Annotated in this window: 11 protein-coding genes; 2 read left to right on the forward strand and 9 right to left on the reverse strand. The window is 57.8% G+C overall.

The window, feature by feature from the left end; translation table 11 throughout:
- Window positions 1-170: 170 nt before the first annotated feature.
- Together cysT and cysP are read right to left on the reverse strand one after the other, a co-directional pair.
- Window positions 171-1043: a sulfate/thiosulfate ABC transporter permease CysT gene (gene cysT / locus B2W52_RS11510; protein ID WP_008172088.1), complete on the reverse strand. Its 873-nt coding sequence runs from the start codon at window positions 1041-1043 to the stop codon at window positions 171-173.
- 18 nt (window positions 1044-1061) lie between these two features.
- Complete coding sequence (gene cysP, locus B2W52_RS11515; protein WP_014576774.1) at window positions 1062-2096, reverse strand: thiosulfate ABC transporter substrate-binding protein CysP; 1035 nt, start codon at window positions 2094-2096, stop codon at window positions 1062-1064.
- 256 nt (window positions 2097-2352) lie between these two features.
- Between cysP and B2W52_RS11520 the strand changes: the two genes are divergently transcribed.
- Both B2W52_RS11520 and B2W52_RS11525 read left to right on the forward strand, forming a co-directional pair.
- A complete protein-coding gene (locus tag B2W52_RS11520; protein WP_008172091.1) occupies window positions 2353-3837 on the forward strand; it encodes a glutamate-cysteine ligase family protein in 1485 nt (494 codons plus the stop codon).
- The gene (locus B2W52_RS11525; protein ID WP_227497787.1) at window positions 3834-4874 is read left to right on the forward strand and encodes a M14 family metallopeptidase; all 1041 of its coding nucleotides are present in this window, start codon (window positions 3834-3836) and stop codon (window positions 4872-4874) included. Before B2W52_RS11520 ends, B2W52_RS11525 begins: the two co-directional genes overlap by 4 nt.
- An 80-nt stretch (window positions 4875-4954) precedes the next feature.
- Here the strand turns inward: B2W52_RS11525 and B2W52_RS11530 are convergent, their stop codons facing one another.
- From B2W52_RS11530 to B2W52_RS11560, 7 genes are all read right to left on the reverse strand, one after another.
- Window positions 4955-5227 carry a hypothetical protein gene (locus B2W52_RS11530; RefSeq protein WP_199185522.1) on the reverse strand — a complete coding sequence of 91 codons (273 nt, stop codon included), beginning with the start codon at window positions 5225-5227 and terminating at the stop codon, window positions 4955-4957.
- Window positions 5228-5410: 183 nt separating this feature from the next.
- A complete protein-coding gene (locus B2W52_RS11535; protein ID WP_008172094.1) occupies window positions 5411-6640 on the reverse strand; it encodes a hypothetical protein in 1230 nt (409 codons plus the stop codon).
- A gap of 311 nt (window positions 6641-6951) precedes the next feature.
- Complete coding sequence (locus B2W52_RS11540) at window positions 6952-7668, reverse strand: sulfite exporter TauE/SafE family protein (RefSeq protein ID WP_008172096.1); 717 nt, start codon at window positions 7666-7668, stop codon at window positions 6952-6954.
- A 14-nt stretch (window positions 7669-7682) separates the two neighbouring features.
- Window positions 7683-11528: a hypothetical protein gene (locus B2W52_RS11545; RefSeq protein WP_008172097.1), complete on the reverse strand. Its 3846-nt coding sequence runs from the start codon at window positions 11526-11528 to the stop codon at window positions 7683-7685.
- Window positions 11525-15319, reverse strand: coding sequence for a hypothetical protein (locus B2W52_RS11550; RefSeq protein WP_008172098.1), 3795 nt, complete (start codon window positions 15317-15319; stop codon window positions 11525-11527). The genes B2W52_RS11545 and B2W52_RS11550 overlap by 4 nt, the downstream gene beginning before the upstream one ends.
- Window positions 15320-15328: 9 nt before the next feature.
- Window positions 15329-16291, reverse strand: coding sequence for a hypothetical protein (locus tag B2W52_RS11555; protein ID WP_286803141.1), 963 nt, complete (start codon window positions 16289-16291; stop codon window positions 15329-15331).
- A partial coding sequence (locus tag B2W52_RS11560) for a hypothetical protein (RefSeq protein ID WP_286803142.1) occupies window positions 16288-17442 on the reverse strand: 1155 nt, incomplete at its 5' end. The genes B2W52_RS11555 and B2W52_RS11560, both read right to left, overlap by 4 nt.

Raw genomic sequence — 17442 nt, forward strand, 5'->3', positions numbered from 1 at the left:
TTGAGAATATTGCTGACGTAACCGGCCCAACCCTCGGCAAACGCTTGCACAAAAATCAGCACCAGGGGCATAAACAGCAGAAGCACCGTCAGGCCGACGGCGATTCCGATCAGAGTGCGACGAACCAGAGGGTTGTCGCCAACGCGGCGATGTTTACGCACAGCCATACCCTAACCTCCGTGCAGGCGCTTGAGATAGCGCCCCTGCCAGACGTTGATCGCCAGGAGCAGCAACAGCGATACCGTCATAACCACTGCGGCAATGGCGCTGGCCGCCGGAAAATCGTATTCCTCCAGGCGAACAAAGATCATCAGACTGATCACTTCACTGATGTAGGGTGAGTTGCCGGCAATAAAGATAACCGCGCCGTATTCCCCAAGGCTGCGGGCAAACGAAAGCGCACCACCGGTCACCACAGCCGGCCAGAGTGTCGGGAACAGGATTTTCCGAAAGACCGTCATGTCCGAAGCACCCAGGCTCATGGCGGCTTCTTCATCCTCCGGCGCCATTTCCTCCAGTACCGGCTGAACCGTGCGCACCACAAACGGTACACTGGTGAAGGCCATCGCCACCACAATACCCAGCGGTGTGAATGCCACTTCAATACCCAGATCGGCGAGATACTGCCCATACCAGCCGTTCTCGGCAAACAAGGTTGCTAGTGTGATGCCGGCCACGGCGGTTGGCAGCGCGAAAGGCAGATCCATGATCGCATCCAGCAGCCGCTTGCCGGGAAACTCGTAACGCACCAGCACCCAGGCCATCAGCAGGCCGAACACGCAGTTGAATAGAGACGCTGCCAGGGCTGCCAGCGCGGTGACTTTATAGGACGCAACCACCCGCGGATCGGTGATCACAAACCAGAACTGCTCCCACCCCATGCCGGCGGCACGGATAAACAGGCCGCTGATGGGCAGAAGCAGCACCAGGCTGATAAAGAAAAGCGAAATGCCGAGGCTCAGTCCGAACCCCGGCAAAACGCGTTTGGTGGCGGGAGCGCTCAGCCGCTTTGACGGGCGCTCCGAAACGTCAGTGGTGGCCATGAATCAGCTGCGCATCCCTTAGCGGCGACGCTGCAATTGGTCCAGTTTGCCGCCACTGGCAAAGTGGGTCTCCATGGCATTTTCCCAGCTGCCGGCGATGTCCTGAATCGGCATCAGCTTCAGTTCGGGGAACTTGTCAGCCACTTCCGCTTTCACGGTTTCGTTGTGCACCCGGTAGTTGAATCCAGCCAGCATGCGCTGGGCTTCTTCGGAGTACAGATGCTTCAAGTAGGCCTGAGCCAGTTCTTCGGTGCCCTTCTTCTCGATGTTCTTGTCGATCCAGGTCACCGGGAACTCGGCCAGGAAACTCACTTTCGGGACCACAACCTGGAAATTCTTGTCCGGGTTCAGGGCCGGAATGTTGTTCACTTCGGATTCGAAGGTCAGCAGCACATCACCCAGGCCCCGTTCCACAAACGTGGTGGTGGCACCACGACCGCCGGAGTCGAATACCTTAACCTGGCCCAGCAGGTCGCTGAGGAAAGCATCAATCTTCTCCTGGTCGTCACCGAACTTGTCCTGGGCAAAACCCAGCGCCGCCAGGTAGGTATAGCGGCCGTTACCGGAGGTTTTCGGGTTCGGCATGATCAGTTCGACATCTTCGCGGATCAGATCATCCCAGTTCTGGATATTCTTGGGGTTACCCTCGCGCACCAGGAACGCCATGGTGGAATAGTACGGAGAGCTGTTATTTGGCAGGCGTGATGCCCAGTCCTCGGGAATCAGGTTGCCGCGCTCGGCCAGAATGTTTACGTCGGTGACCTGGTTGTAGGTAACCACATCCGCACCCAGCCCCTGCAGGATGGCGCGCGCCTGCTTGGAAGAGCCAGCGTGTGACTGCTGGATATCGACGGTTTCGCCGGTTTTTTCTTTCCAGTAGTCCTGGAACAGAACGTTGTATTCGGCAAACAGCTCGCGGGCAATATCGTAGGAGGAGTTCAGAAGCTCACGCTCCTGGGCAGAAGCCGGCCCTGTTAGCGAGAACGCCAGTGCCAGCGCACTGAACCACAGGCCCTTACGGGCTTTGGAACCGGAAAAAATCGAATTCGGCATAGTCGGCAGAGCTCCCAGTTAACTCGGAATCTTTATATACGCCAGAGGAATAGGTCGGCGTTTTCTTAGAACGCAAAGATAAAGTAGTCACCTAGGAACAACAATACTCCACCTAGATGATTTATAACTCCTTTAATAACTTTGAGCTATATAAATCACCATTGAAAACCCTACCGATGATTTAGCGTCGCTGAGGTGGTGTACAGCGCATCTTCCACTACTATCAAGGTAAGTCAGCGCTAGAGAAGACGTTGCCGTGGGACTGTCGATCAAGACAACAGAGTTTGCGCCGGAAGAGTTTGAACGTTTTGCCGCCAAGGTCAGGACGGATCTCAAGGCACTTACTCGTCTTCTGAACAGGCCCGGCTTTGGCGAAGGCGCAAGCTCCATCGGAGCCGAGGTAGAGTTCTACATCGTAAACCCGGCCCTGCGCGTTCAACCTATCAACACCGAAATCGCCGCCCGCGTTCAGGACCCTCAACTGACGGTTGAGCTTAACCGCTTCAATCTCGAATACAATCTCAGCCCCCAGGCTTTCAAGGGCTCTCCCTTCGCCAGAACAGAGCAGGAGTTGCTCTCTGCGATCCAACGGATCAACCAGCACGCCGCATCACTGGATGGAGAACTGGTGCCGATCGGCATTCTGCCCACGCTTCGCCAGTCTGATATGGGTGCGAAGGCAATGACAGACGAGCCCCGCTATCATGCGTTATCCAAAGCGCTGATCCAGCAACGGGGAGAGCCATTCAGCATCCATATTGGTGGTAACGACGTTATCAATCTGGAAGCTGACGACGTCTATATGGAAGGAGCAAACACGTCCTTCCAGCTTCACTGGCGGGTGCCCGCACACCGTTTTGCCGATTACTTCAATGCGGTCCAACTGGTCACGCCGGTTGTCCTCGCTCTGGCCAGCAATTCACCCAGCCTGTTCGGCCACCACCTGTGGGACGAAACCCGCATTGCCCTGTTCAAGCAATCCATCGACAGCCGATCGCCCAACCATAAAACCTGGCGCCATCCGCCACGGGTATACTACGGCAATGGCTGGACACGCAGCGCCTGGGAACTCTTTGCCGCCTCGGCATCGCTCTATCCGCCCATCATTCCACTGATGTCGGAGGAAGACCCGATGGCGGTGATTGATCGCGGTGATGTGCCGAAACTGGCTGAACTGCGACTGCACCAGGGAACCACCTGGCCCTGGAACCGTGCCATCTACGACCATACCGAAGGCGGCCACCTGCGCATCGAGATTCGCTCAATGCCCGCAGGCCCTACGGCTGCTGATATGTGTGCGAACGGGCTGTTCATAATTGGCGCTGCGCTGGCAGTCCTTGATGATATTCATCATCTGACGTCGATACTTCCCTTCCATTACACGGAACACAACTTCTACCGCGCCGCGAAATATGGCGTTGGCGCAGAAATCATATGGCCACACAAGAATCAGGTTCAGTTGCAGGATACGCCCCTGTTAAACGTGGCCCGGGATCTGCTACCCCGCGCCCGGGACGCACTGGCACAAACAGCCGTGGACGAGTCAGAAATTCACCGCTTGCTGGGAATTATCGAAGGCCGCATTGAAACCGCCATGTCGGGCGCCCGGTGGCAACGCCAAATCACCGAATCCCTGTTCAAATCCCTGAGCCCCGACGAGGCCTTCCAGACCATGCTCTCCCTGTACATGGCCAACCAGAAGACAAATACGCCGCTCCATGAATGGACATTGTCGCCGTGAGTAACTCGAACGTCCTTGATTATTTGAATGATCCCTCGCCCCGGACCCTGGGCCGCTCCGCCCTTGAGTGGTTGGACCAGCTACAAAAGCCCACGATTATTCGTGTTGCCGGTCGTGATCGCTCCCGGACCCGAGCCATGGCAACGCTGCTTCACGGCAATGAGCCTTCAGGTCTGTTTGCCCTTCACAGGTGGCTACTTGAGCAGCATACCCCCGATGTCAACATGCTGTTTCTGCTGGGAGGCGTCTACCCGGCGAAGATCCCACCCATGCTCTCACTGCGCCAGTTGTCGGAAGGACGTGATCTGAACCGGTGTTTCAAAGAGCCGTTTGAGGGAGAAGAAGGTGCGATCGCAAAGGCCATGCTGGCAGAGTTGCACAAAGTGAAACCAGAGTGCCTGCTGGACGTACACAACACCTCAGGCACGGGCCCCTCCTTCGCGGTGACCATCACCAATGATGCGGCCCACCAGGCGTTGACCTCTCTGTTCACAGACCGCCTCATAATGACAGATCTTCGCCTCGGCGCCCTGATGGAATACTCCGAGCAGGAAGTCCCAACGGTAACCATCGAATGTGGTGGGTCCCAAGATGATCAGGCCCATCAATTGGCGTATGAGGGCCTCGTGCGGTATGCCTCAAGGCCAGACGTGTTATCACTCGAAAAGGCGGAGTGGGACGTGGAGGTACTAAGAAATCCGATTCGGGTGGAGCTGGTTCCGGAAGCAACCATAGAATATCTTCCTGAACCCTCCGGCCGGGCTGACCTCACTTTACCACCAGACATCGAACACCGAAATTTCGGGATCGTATCGCCAAATGAGCCGCTGGGATGGATTGGAAAAAAAGGCCTCAGCGTACTCAACGCCATCGGCCATAACCGGACCGAGAACATGGGGCAGGTTTTTCAGGTCAGAGAGGGGCAAATCTTCCCCGCGCAGGCCATCAAAGCCTTTATGATCACCACCAATCCGGTGATTGCGAAGAGTGATTGCCTCTTCTACGCGGTCAAGGCGACTGGTGAGCCCATTTTCTGACAAGAAACAATAAGGCAAGCGACCCTTTCGTCCCTCCAATATGGCATGGACTCGCCCATTAAGCACAAACCGTTCGTTATCTATGGCTGATACGTCTTTATCCTGTGACAATTTCGAACATCAAAGTGAAGCCACGATACGTTTAACTCAACGCTTCCAATCATCTCAAAATCAGGGTCTGTTGAATGGCTCAAAATGTCCTGGCGTACTTCTTCAGCGGCTCGTTCAGCAAAGAGACAGTCTGCCGCACGACCGAAAGTATGTTGGCTGTAGCGTGAGTAAAATGGGCTGTCTTTGGTACGCAGCCCGCTCCACTCTCTTTCTTTGCCCCAGTAGTAGTTGTTAACCGTCATGGGGCCGTATCTCCGCCTCAGACGGTCAAGGGTTATAAGGAGCCGTTCGTCCAACAGTTCCCAGGCTTTCTCCCCCCATTCTTGGAAGACCTTGGGTGGCACCAACTCGTGAATAGCAAAATACTCGCAGCGATACATGGCATTGCTCCTCCCACAAAAATAACGTTCAGACAGCCAATGGTTTTATGGCTTGAATGTAAGAACCTGCGGAACAATATTTGCCCTTCCCGCACCTCCCTGAAGAGTAAAGGCGGACGCCATCCAGTAGGTTTTACGGCGTGGGTCTGGCTGGATATCGAGGTAGTCTCCCCATGCTCGAGCGTGGGGCTGGTGGCTAGAGGCATCGCCCAGGGCCATCTGCCAGTTTGGCAAAGCATTCGACTCTCTGTCATCCAGCCACCCGACCCCCAGCGTTGGGTGGCGGCCTCCGGCACCGCACACCGCGACTATGCCCACATCGCCCCGTTGGTTCGGGCAAACTGACGGATAAGCCCAGGCCCGGTCCGAATTCCACAGATCGGGCTCATCAATCAGCTCATTCGAACTCTTCCTGATTCTCACCACGCGTACGAAGGGAAAAGGGTGCTGAACATCCGCCGAGGCCACCCAGACGAAACCAAGAACACCGCCTGACTCCCACGCTCCGAGAACGCGATCATCCATGCGATTCATCCATTGACTTGTCGCATCATCAGGTTTTGCGTAAGGGCCGTCGCGCCAATGCCTCACAGCGACGGAAACTTGCGAGACATCCTCTTCGTCGTCAGGCCATCGGAACACCTCGATAGATGGCTGAAAATAGCTCAGGCTGGCAAAGATCGCCGTACTTCCCATGCCACGACAAAAACGGAGAGATCCGAATTCTTCCGTTGACCAGGCTTCCCGGGAGATCGCTTCACGCGCCTTCAATTGATCCAGGGACAGTCGTAACACCACCGCTCTTTGCCAGCGGTCTGTGGTTGTGCTGAAAACGTTGAACGACAGCAAGAGGTGGTTATCTGATTCGGCCAGATCGGGGTAATCCAGCCAGGTCCCCGACCACTGTTCGTCAATGTCCGTCGGAGTTGTATCCCACCAGGTCCATGTACCAGGCGCGCCGGATGAACTGACAGCGACACGAATCAGGTTTCCTTGGGTGGTCTTGGAAAACTGCAGAAGCCAGATCCAGAGCCGTCTGGCAGAGCAGTAGTGAATGAGCTGATCGCAACAGAATCCAGCGCCTGCGGGAGGCAATTCCGTGTAGGGGTCTACAAACACCCAGTTGTCGCCACCGTCGGTGGTTCGGGAACAGAACCAGTTGCCCGTGACGATAATGCGTTTGCCGGAGCATGCAAGAGCAGGTTCCAGGATTGTAGCTGCCTGTCCCCCGGTGTCGCCACTGTTCAACCGCTTGGTATCGACGATAGCTGTCATGGCTTTTTGCCTTTCCGGCCTTTTGAACCCTCGTCGATGACGGCCTCAGGCAGTGCCGATGTTTGCTCACCCGGTCCTCCCTCGGCTTCCGGCTCCGGCTGGCTTTCCGATGACGGACGAGAGATTTTGCCGGGCCCCGGCGCCTTTCGACGCGGCGAAATGTTTTGATCTTTCTGATCGAAATCAGGTTTTTCTGCCGGTTGTCCGGAGGCCACCTTTTCGGCTGCGTCTCGTGCAGGTTGCTTTTCAGGTGCCTGGTCAGTCAAGGAATGGTGTTTTCCCACTCCCTTCTTCTCTTTTGGGTCCGCCATTTATGTCACCAGTCGCAAGATATAGCCGCCCATTACGGTCCAGAACAGAACGCTATACCAGCGTTCTCCCAGTTTCCTGTTGATGGTTCTTCCCAGCAAGGTACAACCCGCCATAACAAGGACCAGAGTACCTGCCAGAACCAGATGCTCGATTTGCAGCAAGCCGGACTGACTGAACACCACGGCCTTGGTCGTGTCGCCGACGAGGGACACCAGAGAGGCGGCGCCCACAAAGTAAAAACGCTCAAGCTGCAGGCTGCGAAGTGCAACGCCCTTGAGCGGCCCCGAAGTACCTGAAATACCTGAGGTAGCGCCAGAACAGAACGCTAGCCCAACCCCCCAGGCTTTTTTCGCGCGATGATAGGGCGAAAACTCCCACACGAGGGTGACAACAATCACCAGCGCAACGGCATACCGAATCCATAGCTCTGGCAGTTTGAGCATCAGAGTCGCGCCCAGTGCGGTGCCCAGCAGAACTGCGATGATGACGGCGCCGGAGGCCCTCCAGGGCAGGGTTTTCCGGTAAACCGTCACCTTCGCAACGTTGTTGCAGGCCAACAACAAAGCAGCCACGGCGATCCCCTCTTTGGTACCGATGGCCATCATCATGGCGGGCACCAGAATCAGGGAACCGCCGAGGCCCGCTGCAGCGGAGACAATAAACGACGCCGGGATGGCCAGGGCCAGAAGGATCAGAGATATCGCATCAAGTTCCATCGGTGCGTCCTTGCTTAAGGGAAAAGTTGATTGCCGGGTCGAGGCCAGACGCTGACAACCCGGGCCGCAGCATGGGGCCAGTTGCGCACCAGATTTTCCACGGAGGTAACCGGACCCGTTGGTACTGCCGAAAAGACATCGTTTGTTGAGCCGACAACAGCCAGGAGCAGTATCCGATGACCGGTCGAAACGCCGGAAAGGTCCACGTTGATTGACACGGCTCGTGGCATTCGAGCAGCCAGGTCAACCGACAAACGGTTCAATGGCGTGCCGTCAGCCGCCAGCGCCACGTTCCATCCCGGAGGTGTTGGCTGCGGCGCTCCGCCGGTCAGGCTGCGGACAAAGGGCACGAGGTTTGTGCAATCGGTTCCCAGCAATGTGTTTTGAGAGGCTCCGGAACGCCATAACAGCACCACAAACGCTCCGTTTGCTGCCACCGGCCGGGTGTCTCGATGGTGCAGCAACACATCAACGGTGCTTCGCTCGCGGTATACCTGCCAGACTGAGTTCCTGACTCGCCGGGGTACCACTGTTTCCATCAGGTCAATCTCCGAACCGGGTAACGCTGGTACGGCTGCGTTTTGCCAGGGTGCCCTGTAAACACCCGGCGAGCCGTTCTCGTCAAGTGCGTTGGCCATGACGTCAGCCCACAAGGCTGCATCTATTCGTCTTGCGCCCGGGTTTGCGATGCCTCTCAAGCGGCGGTGGCGCTCAACGAGATCACCCATTTGATCACTCCACTCACCATTTGGGATGACGCTGGGGTAAATCCACCGGAAGGCGGTCTGGAACGTCCAGAGTTGGTAGCGCAGGTTTCCGTTCCAGATGTTGGTTCCCCGGAACGATGGCGTTGTCCCTACTGGGGCCTCGGGCCGCACGACGATATCCGGACTTGAGAAGAAAGGCTCTGCCGCTGCCCCGGGACGAAGACGCGGATTTTGCATGGGGGTCGGGAACATGCGACGGTCATCCCTCGGGTGCACGCGCACATAGGTTCGGGCGGGCTCAGCTGCAGCGAGGTTGACCTCCCAAACGCCTCGGGACTGCAAGGTGGCCCTCATCAACCTCGGCGACGTGCCCGCGCCGGACGGATCTTGCCAGATGTGAAGGTCCTGCACGACCGCTTCCGGCAGACCGTTCACGAACAGCTGCCACGGTCCGTGGGCGTTACCCGCAATTCTGGTTGCCGTCCACACCGCAGTCGAAGTTCCAACGTACACGGTATTGGGATTCGCCGGGTCAACCGTAACCGAATACGCCGGGTCGATCGGACTGGTTGCGAGAGGGGGCATGGGTGGCAGGGCCTGACCCAGGCCTGTCAGCCGACAACCGCCAGCAGCGTCATCGTAATAAAAACAGGAGTCTGCAGCAGCGGTTGGCGAAACGGCCGCCACCGCTGCGGATGTTGGCGTAGCTGGAACCGCCGGTGTCCAGGTATTGGTCTGGCCGGTTGTCACGAGATAGAAATCGCTGGTTCCCGGAACTGGAGCAATATCTGTGAAAAACGTAGCCTGCGGTGTTACCAGTGGCGCAGCCGGCGCCGCAACGCCCGGGCCGATCAACGCGGTTGACGTCCAACGCCCCGCATTACCGGGATCCTCGCTGTAACGGATAACCCCCTGATTAAATAAGGCCAACAGGGTGCGCTCATCGACCCATTTCACCGTGACCACCGGCCCAAAACCTGCTGGCGGTACCCCAAAGGCCATGTTGGCTGCAGTGCTCGGGGTTCGGTTGCCCGGACGGCCATCCCGCCACTGCACAAAGGTGCCAGCGGCGGTTATGGGTAATACTCTCCACGTGTTCGGGTTGCTGGTACCCAGATTGTCGGTCACCCAAACCCTGTTGGTCCCCAGCGCTACCCTTCCCAGGTTCCCTGCCGCACGTCGAACAGTATCGATACCCGAATAGAAGTTACTGGCATTGGACTCCGGATCGTTGTTGATCAGATTACACGGCGCTCGGTATCGGCCCGCCGGGTCACAGGCCCAATCCGCATTGGCAAATTGCCCCATCACGTAGTGGGACTGAACCGGGTGAAACGTTACCCCACCACCGTCGCCCTGCATCGACGTCTTCATCTCCCAGACGGTGCTTCCCACCCGGACCTGTCGGCCATTGTCCTGACAACCGAGCATCGAAAAATGGCTGGAGGTGGGATGACTGGCACTGAAGATAGATTCGATGGACGCAAGACCCACGTTTCGGCTGCTGAAGGTATTGGTTTGGCCATCGCGCAGGGAAACGAACACGCCGCCATCGCAACCCACCCAGATTTGCCGGGATCCATCTGCATTGGTGGCTTTCCTGAGAGAATGAACGTCCGGGTGAACTGCATCGCCGATCAGACCAGGCTGTGTGGCTCCTGAGTTCGTGCCGACTGGCTGATCGGAAACGCCCGGAGACGGTACGAGGTTGTTGCCATTCACGTCGAAAGCCCAAATGGACGCGTTCCAGTTATTGACCTGAATGAGCGACCCGCCGATATAGACCCGGTCTGTCCGTACCGGCGGTGGAACCAGAGCCGTATTCCGGGTCGTAACGACGATGGCCTGATCATAGTCACGCTGCCCGGGCCAGAGATTGGCGGCGGATGGAATGTTATTCAATGGGTTGGCAATGGGCGCAGCATCACCCGGATTTGCTATTTGCCAGATATGGGGCACAGGATTCCCACCGGCGGGATTAGTGGTCACCTCACCGAGAATATACAAAGCGGTGTTGTCATCATTCACCGCCATGCTCATTCTTCCATCCAACCTTCCCGTGGCCGGGACAGTCGGTGCCGGAAGAAAGTTCTGCGTAATCCAGTTGAAGGTGTTGCCGTGATCGTCTGAGAACGCAATGCCTGAGCTTCGAAAACACACAAACAGACGATTTCCGACATAACACAAATCGGTCGGCGCACGATTGACCGGGGCCATGGCGGCCCCGTTTGCGGGCGGCGATGGCGCGGGGGCAGGCAACGGCAGGGCTGACCAGGTAAACGAGAGGTTACCGCCAACCATGGATCGAGTGCCCAGATAAAGTCCGCCGCCCTGGATGTTCCAGCCAAGATCCCGACCACCTGAAGTGGCTGCGATCACACGATCTCCGGCAGCTCCGGGTGCGGAGCCGGGAACGCGTACCATGCGTGTTATCGACACGCCCTCCAGAGCGGCAATGCCCGTCGCAGTTTCCCAGGGGTCCGAACTGACCGCACCGGCGGCGGGTCCTGATGCGGCGAGAATGCCAACCCCGCGAATTGCATCAGCGCCATCAACACCCTGCATCGCGTCGAATTCACCGGTACCCACCATCACAAAATCAGCACCGGCGTTGGCACCGAAGTTCACCAGTAAACACCCACAGGCGAATGCGCTGGTGTTGCCACCGAACCGCCTGGGCTCGTTGGCCCAGCCCCCCAGGGGTTCCCAGGTAGCGCCACCGTCGCCGGTATACCAGACGCCACCTTTGGCCGTGCCTGCGTAGGCGCGTTGGCCATCAGGGCTTACGGCCAGATCACGAACCCGGCCAGACACTCGCGGCCTACCCTCAGCCTGCCCCTGACGAACCACCGAGGGCCCGATCGGCACCCACCGATTGGTATTGTTGGCGGGAAACGCCATGGGGGCGGGCCCCAGGCCAGCCGAAGAACGGGCAGACGTTCGGGCCGGAGGTTCGCCGAATGGACCAATACCCTCGCGCTCCATTAACGCCTTCATGGAGGCCGCCAACGCCTGTTTGTCGGGTGAACCCGAAATTGATGTTAAGAAGCTATCCCTCGCGACCGCGTTTTTTCGCTTCTCGGCTTTCCTCTTGCGGCGCCGTGCAAGCGCTCGTTCCTGAGCGAGAGTAGGATCAACCGGTACATCACTCATGACTGATCCTCCTCAATGATCCGAATCCAGCCCTCCTGGAATTCGTGAGGCGTTCTTGGCAGAAGTGCTGACTGCGTCGCGGCAACGATGGGGTCGTCTCGCCAGGTCAAGGGGCCGGTCCGACGGGTGAACTGTTGCTTCTCGCCCAGAAGATTGACCTTGGGTAACCGAATCTCCTCAGGATCAACAAGCACCGGACCTACCCGAACAGAAGGGATAACCCGCTTTAGGCCATCATTGATCCAGGCGTCATTGAGAGCCAGTGACTTTCTCGGCAGAACGCCGGAGGTAAGGTGAACCTTGCCAGCAGGCAGCATCAACAGCGTCAGCGTATGGCAGGTACCGGGCCGGACGTAGAAAAGATCCTCGTCAACCAGATAAGGATGGTCCAGTGGCTGGACATCCGGAACATGAACCTTGCCCAGCAAACCCAACTGCCCTCGGCGACGACCGCTCTCCCTAGCCAGCGCACCGATGGACTTGTCGACGAGATGGAACTGGTCGTAGTTGTCATCAATAAAATATCCGAGCAGTGAATCGTCGCTGCGCTGGAGATCGCCCAGCCGTACCGGAAACGCCTGATCCCGGAGCGCCTCGAACGCGGCCTTGCGGGTATTCGCCGTTTCAATTGAATCCACTCGCACATCGTCAAGATCGTCGGGTACATCCAACCTCAGTGTCGCCTTGACCACAGCGATGGGACGCCCCACCAGGCCGGCAATCGATGATGACCCCAAGGTACTGAAGGTATCCACTGTCCAGAGTGTGGTGTCGATTGCCCTCAGCAAACCTGTCAGCGAGCTTTCGGTAGTCGGTAGCTCCCCCTTCCGATGCTGCACATCCGTTCTGATCACCCCGGAAACAAGATTGCCCACGGGCGTTGCATCGGGCGGCAGATCGGCCATAGGCCCAGCGCCCGGGGGCAAGGGCCTCCCCGGAGCTGGCTCCCAGCGGACCGCTCCGGTCAGCTCATGATGACTGATCTGGCCCAATGGATTACCCCTCTTATCGAAAGCTTCGAGAGATTCATCAATGTGGTCAGGTAACAGAAAGCCGGCAACAGGGTTAACCGCCAGGGTTGGCTCCAATTGATTCACAAAGGCTTCAGGAGCCAGTGCCGGGTCGCCCTGGTAGGCCGGATCGACCAACCGAAAAAGCCAGCGCCCGCCCCCCTGGATGCGCAGTGGCATCTTCATGGCAGAGGTATCATCCGGTATTTCCAGGGGTGTGGTGGTTTGAATGTCCGTGGTAGGCACGTCAAGGACACGGCCAAATGCATCCACCAAACGAAGCGCCTTAAAGGAGATGGTTCCCCCGAACAAGGTCAAAGGATCGGCAATAACCTCTGGCCGGTCATCGGCGCCAGGCGTGGAGAAGAATCCGCCCAGATAGTTCAGGCCCAGGAGTTGTTCCCTGACCCCATCCAGAGAGGCCGACGCCAGATCCTGGGGTTTGATGAAATCCGCCAGGGTATTCAATGTGTTTTCCTGGGATGCCGTCAGCGTATCGCCTGTGGCCTCCCTCTCCTGCTCCGCCGCAATCCAGCGGCTGATACCTGCCTGAAGAGCCGTCCCCAGGCCCCGATGCAGCGGGCTACGGCCAACAATCTCAATCATCTGGACATCATTGGCGTCGGTTTTTCGAACCATGTCCAGTTCATCGAGCTGCCAATCAGTCAAAGAAGTCGAGCCCTCCAATTCAATCCGCCATTCCAGCCAAAGCGGCACCCAGGGCTGTCGCCAGGCGGTAACCCCCAGTGGGCTCGGGCTCAGCCCCTCAAGGTAAGAGGCAACAGCCAGCTCAGCCGTGATTTGCTTTTTCAGGGACGTCTCCCGGAAAGAGAATTGCTGCCAGGTTTCCTTTCCCGGCGCTTGCGGATCCGCAAGGCTGCCAGACAAGGTGTACGCCCCGCTGCCGTCGTAGCGACCATCTGCGGAGTAGAGCCGGAGCATCTCTCCTTCAATGCGGCTCTGATACTTCGGGCGAACCTCGTCCTTGTCGGTGGCAGCGTTGGCCAGCCAGCGGCTGCAGTAGGGATTCAGAACCAGAGCTTCACGTACGATGGTCAACACTTCGGGCGGGATTGCGCCCGATCCCAGCGTGGGCACCAGGTCTTTCGCCTTGACCACGCCTTTGATGCCTTTCACCGCCTCATTGGGGTAACGGCACCGTAAACGGCCATTATCATCGTGGAGCCCGTCATAATGATGGCGCAGGCTTGGCTTGGCACCTTTTATGGCCAGCGACGGGGGCTGGGGCATGAAAAGACGGGGTGCGGGTCGTTCAACGGTGCGCCGGTCTTTGAGCGCACCCCGAATCGCATCGGATTTGAGCTCGATTGGTGGAGCTTTGGGCGCTTGCATTTCCTCGCTGAAGACAACTTTGTCACGCCAACGAGGCAGCGGCGACACCCGTTCGGCGGTGCTCTCCTTGCTCATCCTGGCTCGCCCTTTTCGCCCGACCGAAGTTGCGTTAACCGACGCGGAGTCCTCAACGCGCAGATGATCGAGTTTGGCTGCAGGCAAGGGTTTGCCCGGACGAGAGCTGAACATGTCGTCGTGCTCTCGCTCGGCAATATCCCGCAGGCCGTCCTGAGTGCCCATACGGTCCATCAAATCGCTGGTGAAGGCAGCGGCCAGCATTTCAGCGGCACGCCTCTGGGAAACGCTATCGCCAATGGCATCTGCGCCGAGCGCGGTAACCAGATCATCCGTATCAAACCCGGCCGCGACCGACAGCGCCTCTGAGGATGGGCGCTCGTCAATGACAGGCATGTTCTCTCCGATGGGGACGCCTGAAATCATGCCGTGAAAAAGCGACATGAAGGTGGGAGATTTCTGGGCAATAAACAACTTGGAGGCTTTATCAACCGGCAGGCCCATTTCCGGAGTCATGTCGGCGTATGTGAAAGATTCAACGCGACCTTTTGCCACAAAACTGGTTGGAGTTGCCTCAGCTGGCTGCTTCATCTCCCCTTTCGATAACAGACGTTCCAACACGGCCAGATCCGGTTCGTTGCTGGGCGGCTCGGCTTCCGGATCCAGATACCATCCAAGGTCGGCCATCACATCCAGCAAGTCTTTTTTGCTAACCACCGCCAGCGGATCTTTGTCCATGTCCGTATACCAGCCCGCAACGGTGTAGGTACCGGCATCTTTCTCAAAACCGTCTTTCGCGGTCTTTCGAAGTTCTGGCAGATCTTCCAGGGCATCATGGAAAGCGAAACGATTGGCACTGGCATGATAAGACGCGGTCCAGAGGGGCGATCCGCCTACGGTCCCGTCCAGAGGTTCATAGGTAGGCTGTTCCGAGGTACCGAAATTCGATCCGTTAAAGGAGCCCAGAGGCCGAATGCTCGCGGTTTTTGCATCGATCACCCAGCCTCTTATCATGGGCCGTTTAATCCCGACGGGGAAAAGCGCTCGCACCACAACCCAGTGGTTGGGAAGCTCTGTCATTTCCAGCTCGCCGCCTGCAGCTGATTCGCCCCCCCTCAGGAGCGCATCGGGAAGTGCCCAGTGCAGGTGAACACCATTTTCCGGCACCTGCCCTTCAGCAAAAGGCGCAGGGTCGCCAGGCCCACCGGTCACGGACACCAACGGCTCCGGGTTGGATTCTTTTGCAACATAGGCCTGAACATCGATGGGAACCAGGATGCGTTTGTTCCGCCGCAAATCCGGGTCCCAGGTATTGACGGCGGCCAGGTCAGTATCCGCTCGAACCAGCCAGGCCCATCGTTCGTCATAGACCGCTTTCGTGAGGGTCTTTTTCTTCAACAGGTGTTTGAACATAGCGCCCCCTCACAGCTTGAATGTGGCGTTAACCATGGGCTCATAAGCCACGGTCGCCCGGAACATGGCAGATATCGGTGGAACCTGAACCTCCCCAAACACCTGCCGCCATGGGAATCGAATTAACTGCAAGGCGTACTCCGCGCTATCCAGACCATCGCCCGCGCCGGTTTCATCATGCTCAGCCAGAGCCGCGGATAGCCGCCGAATATCAACAACACCGGATGACCCCACGCGAAACGGCACATCTATGTCCTCCACGTCGAGGTAGCTGAAGTCGCTCTTCCTGCGGGGAGTCAGCGTTGCTGAGCGTTGGTTACCGTTATCCTCGTGTTTGAAGCCAAACTGGACGCCCTGGCGCGGTTCCTCCAGGTGAACAACTTTGGGAACACCATCAAACAGGCAGAGAAAAACGGCGGGGGCCAACCTTTCCAGACGCAGCAGCCGGATTCGTCGGGGATCGTCCTCTTCGAACCGGGCTTCGTCGCCCTCCTCCGGGTCTACATCAAAAGCCCGAACATGCATGCCCGGCCACCCGGATACGGCGGCGGAGCGAAGCAGAAATCCGGTAATGGGACCCGTTTGCCCAGTCAGACGTGGGGCGAGCGTGCGACGACGTACGTTGCGCTCTTCGGTATCCAGTTCGGCGCGGATGGCGTTGTATTGGGCATCCAGTTGGATGCGGTCGTCACTATTCACCGTGCCAACGCTGAGCGCGCCCTGGACCAACGCATCCGTCCAACGCCGATCCATGTAAAACCAGCGAATCGATTCTTGCGGGAGTAGTTCGGAGTCCGCCACCAGATTGGCAAATGGAACCCCGTTGAGCAGCCGCAAGCTGACTAACCAGTTCCTCAGCTCCGCGGGCATCGCGGTGTTTTGGTCAATCCTGAATTCGCTGAGCGGAGCCCGTGCGGTTTTTTCCAGCTCCTGGCCGAGGTTTTCGAGGATGTCCTGGTTTTTGTTGATCATGACTCGTCCTCATCCGTGAAATCTCTGGGGCGGTCCCGCAGGATCACATCCAGATTGTCATTCAAGCCCTCTCTGATCAGGCGATCTGTGACCGGAAATGCAGGGCCGGTCAGGTGTTCGTTGATCAGTTCATTCGACAGCGTGCTGGACACCAGATCGACACGCTGCCGGTCCAGATCCGCCTCCAGGGTGTCCCGCAAATCGACTTTGCCCAGTTCACGTGTAAGCAGGTCTTCTTTGGGCACTTGGACACCCCGCAAACCCTCGAAAACTTTGTTCAGGTCGCCGACGAATAAGGCCGGCGGCAGCCCCAACCCCCGAGCAAGCACGGTGGTGGGCTGACCATTGAATTCCAGAGGCCGTCCCGGTCCGACTTGGGGCATTGGATTTCCCAGAAACTTTTCAGGGGTTCTCACAACAGCATCGGCAAAGAAACGCCCTGAAAGCCGGCCCAGATGGCGGATGTCGATTTGATCAATGCTTGCCCCGAGCACCTCCTCCCAGAGAGTTCTGTTTTTTATGAGCAGGGACTTCAGTCGGGCAGCGTGATAGTCGTTTTGTCGCCACCGCATCAACGAAGCGATGATGGACGGTTGAGACAGTGTGAGAAGACGGCCCGTTTCAAAGGCAGTGGCCAGTGACAGATCTTCCCGGCCATCCGGTATAACCACTCGTAGCTGGTCTGAACTGTGTGCCAGCTTCAGTCGATCAGCACTGGAATTTCGGGTGGGATGCGGCACCAGCGGTCCTCTGTACCAGGACCGTACCTTGTCACCCTCACGGGTTTGGTGGCCCAGACCGACATGCCCACTTTCGGCAACCTCCAGAGGCAGGCGGCCACTCACGGATTTCTGACCTGGCCCAACATCGCCAAGCAGACGGGAGTCCAGGTTTTCCATCAATGATCGGAAGGTGGTGTCGCCGGTCGTGGTGAAACTCCAGTGCAGTAAAACCGGGAACCGATATTCGGGGTCCAAAGGCAGGACCTCGAAGGTTTGAATCACCCGAAAGGGCTCGGCCATATTGAGAGCAATGTCTGCCGAAGTGGAGCCTTTGGACTTTTTGATGGCCCAGGTACCGGAGCCGGAATATGGGACCGCGCCGGCAGTTGCCGCAGCACCGGACTTGAATTGTGTCGATCGGGAGCCTTT

Origin of the sequence: Marinobacter sp. UBA2498, assembly GCF_002341575.1 — a bacterium.
Classification (GTDB): domain Bacteria; phylum Pseudomonadota; class Gammaproteobacteria; order Pseudomonadales; family Oleiphilaceae; genus Marinobacter; species Marinobacter manganoxydans.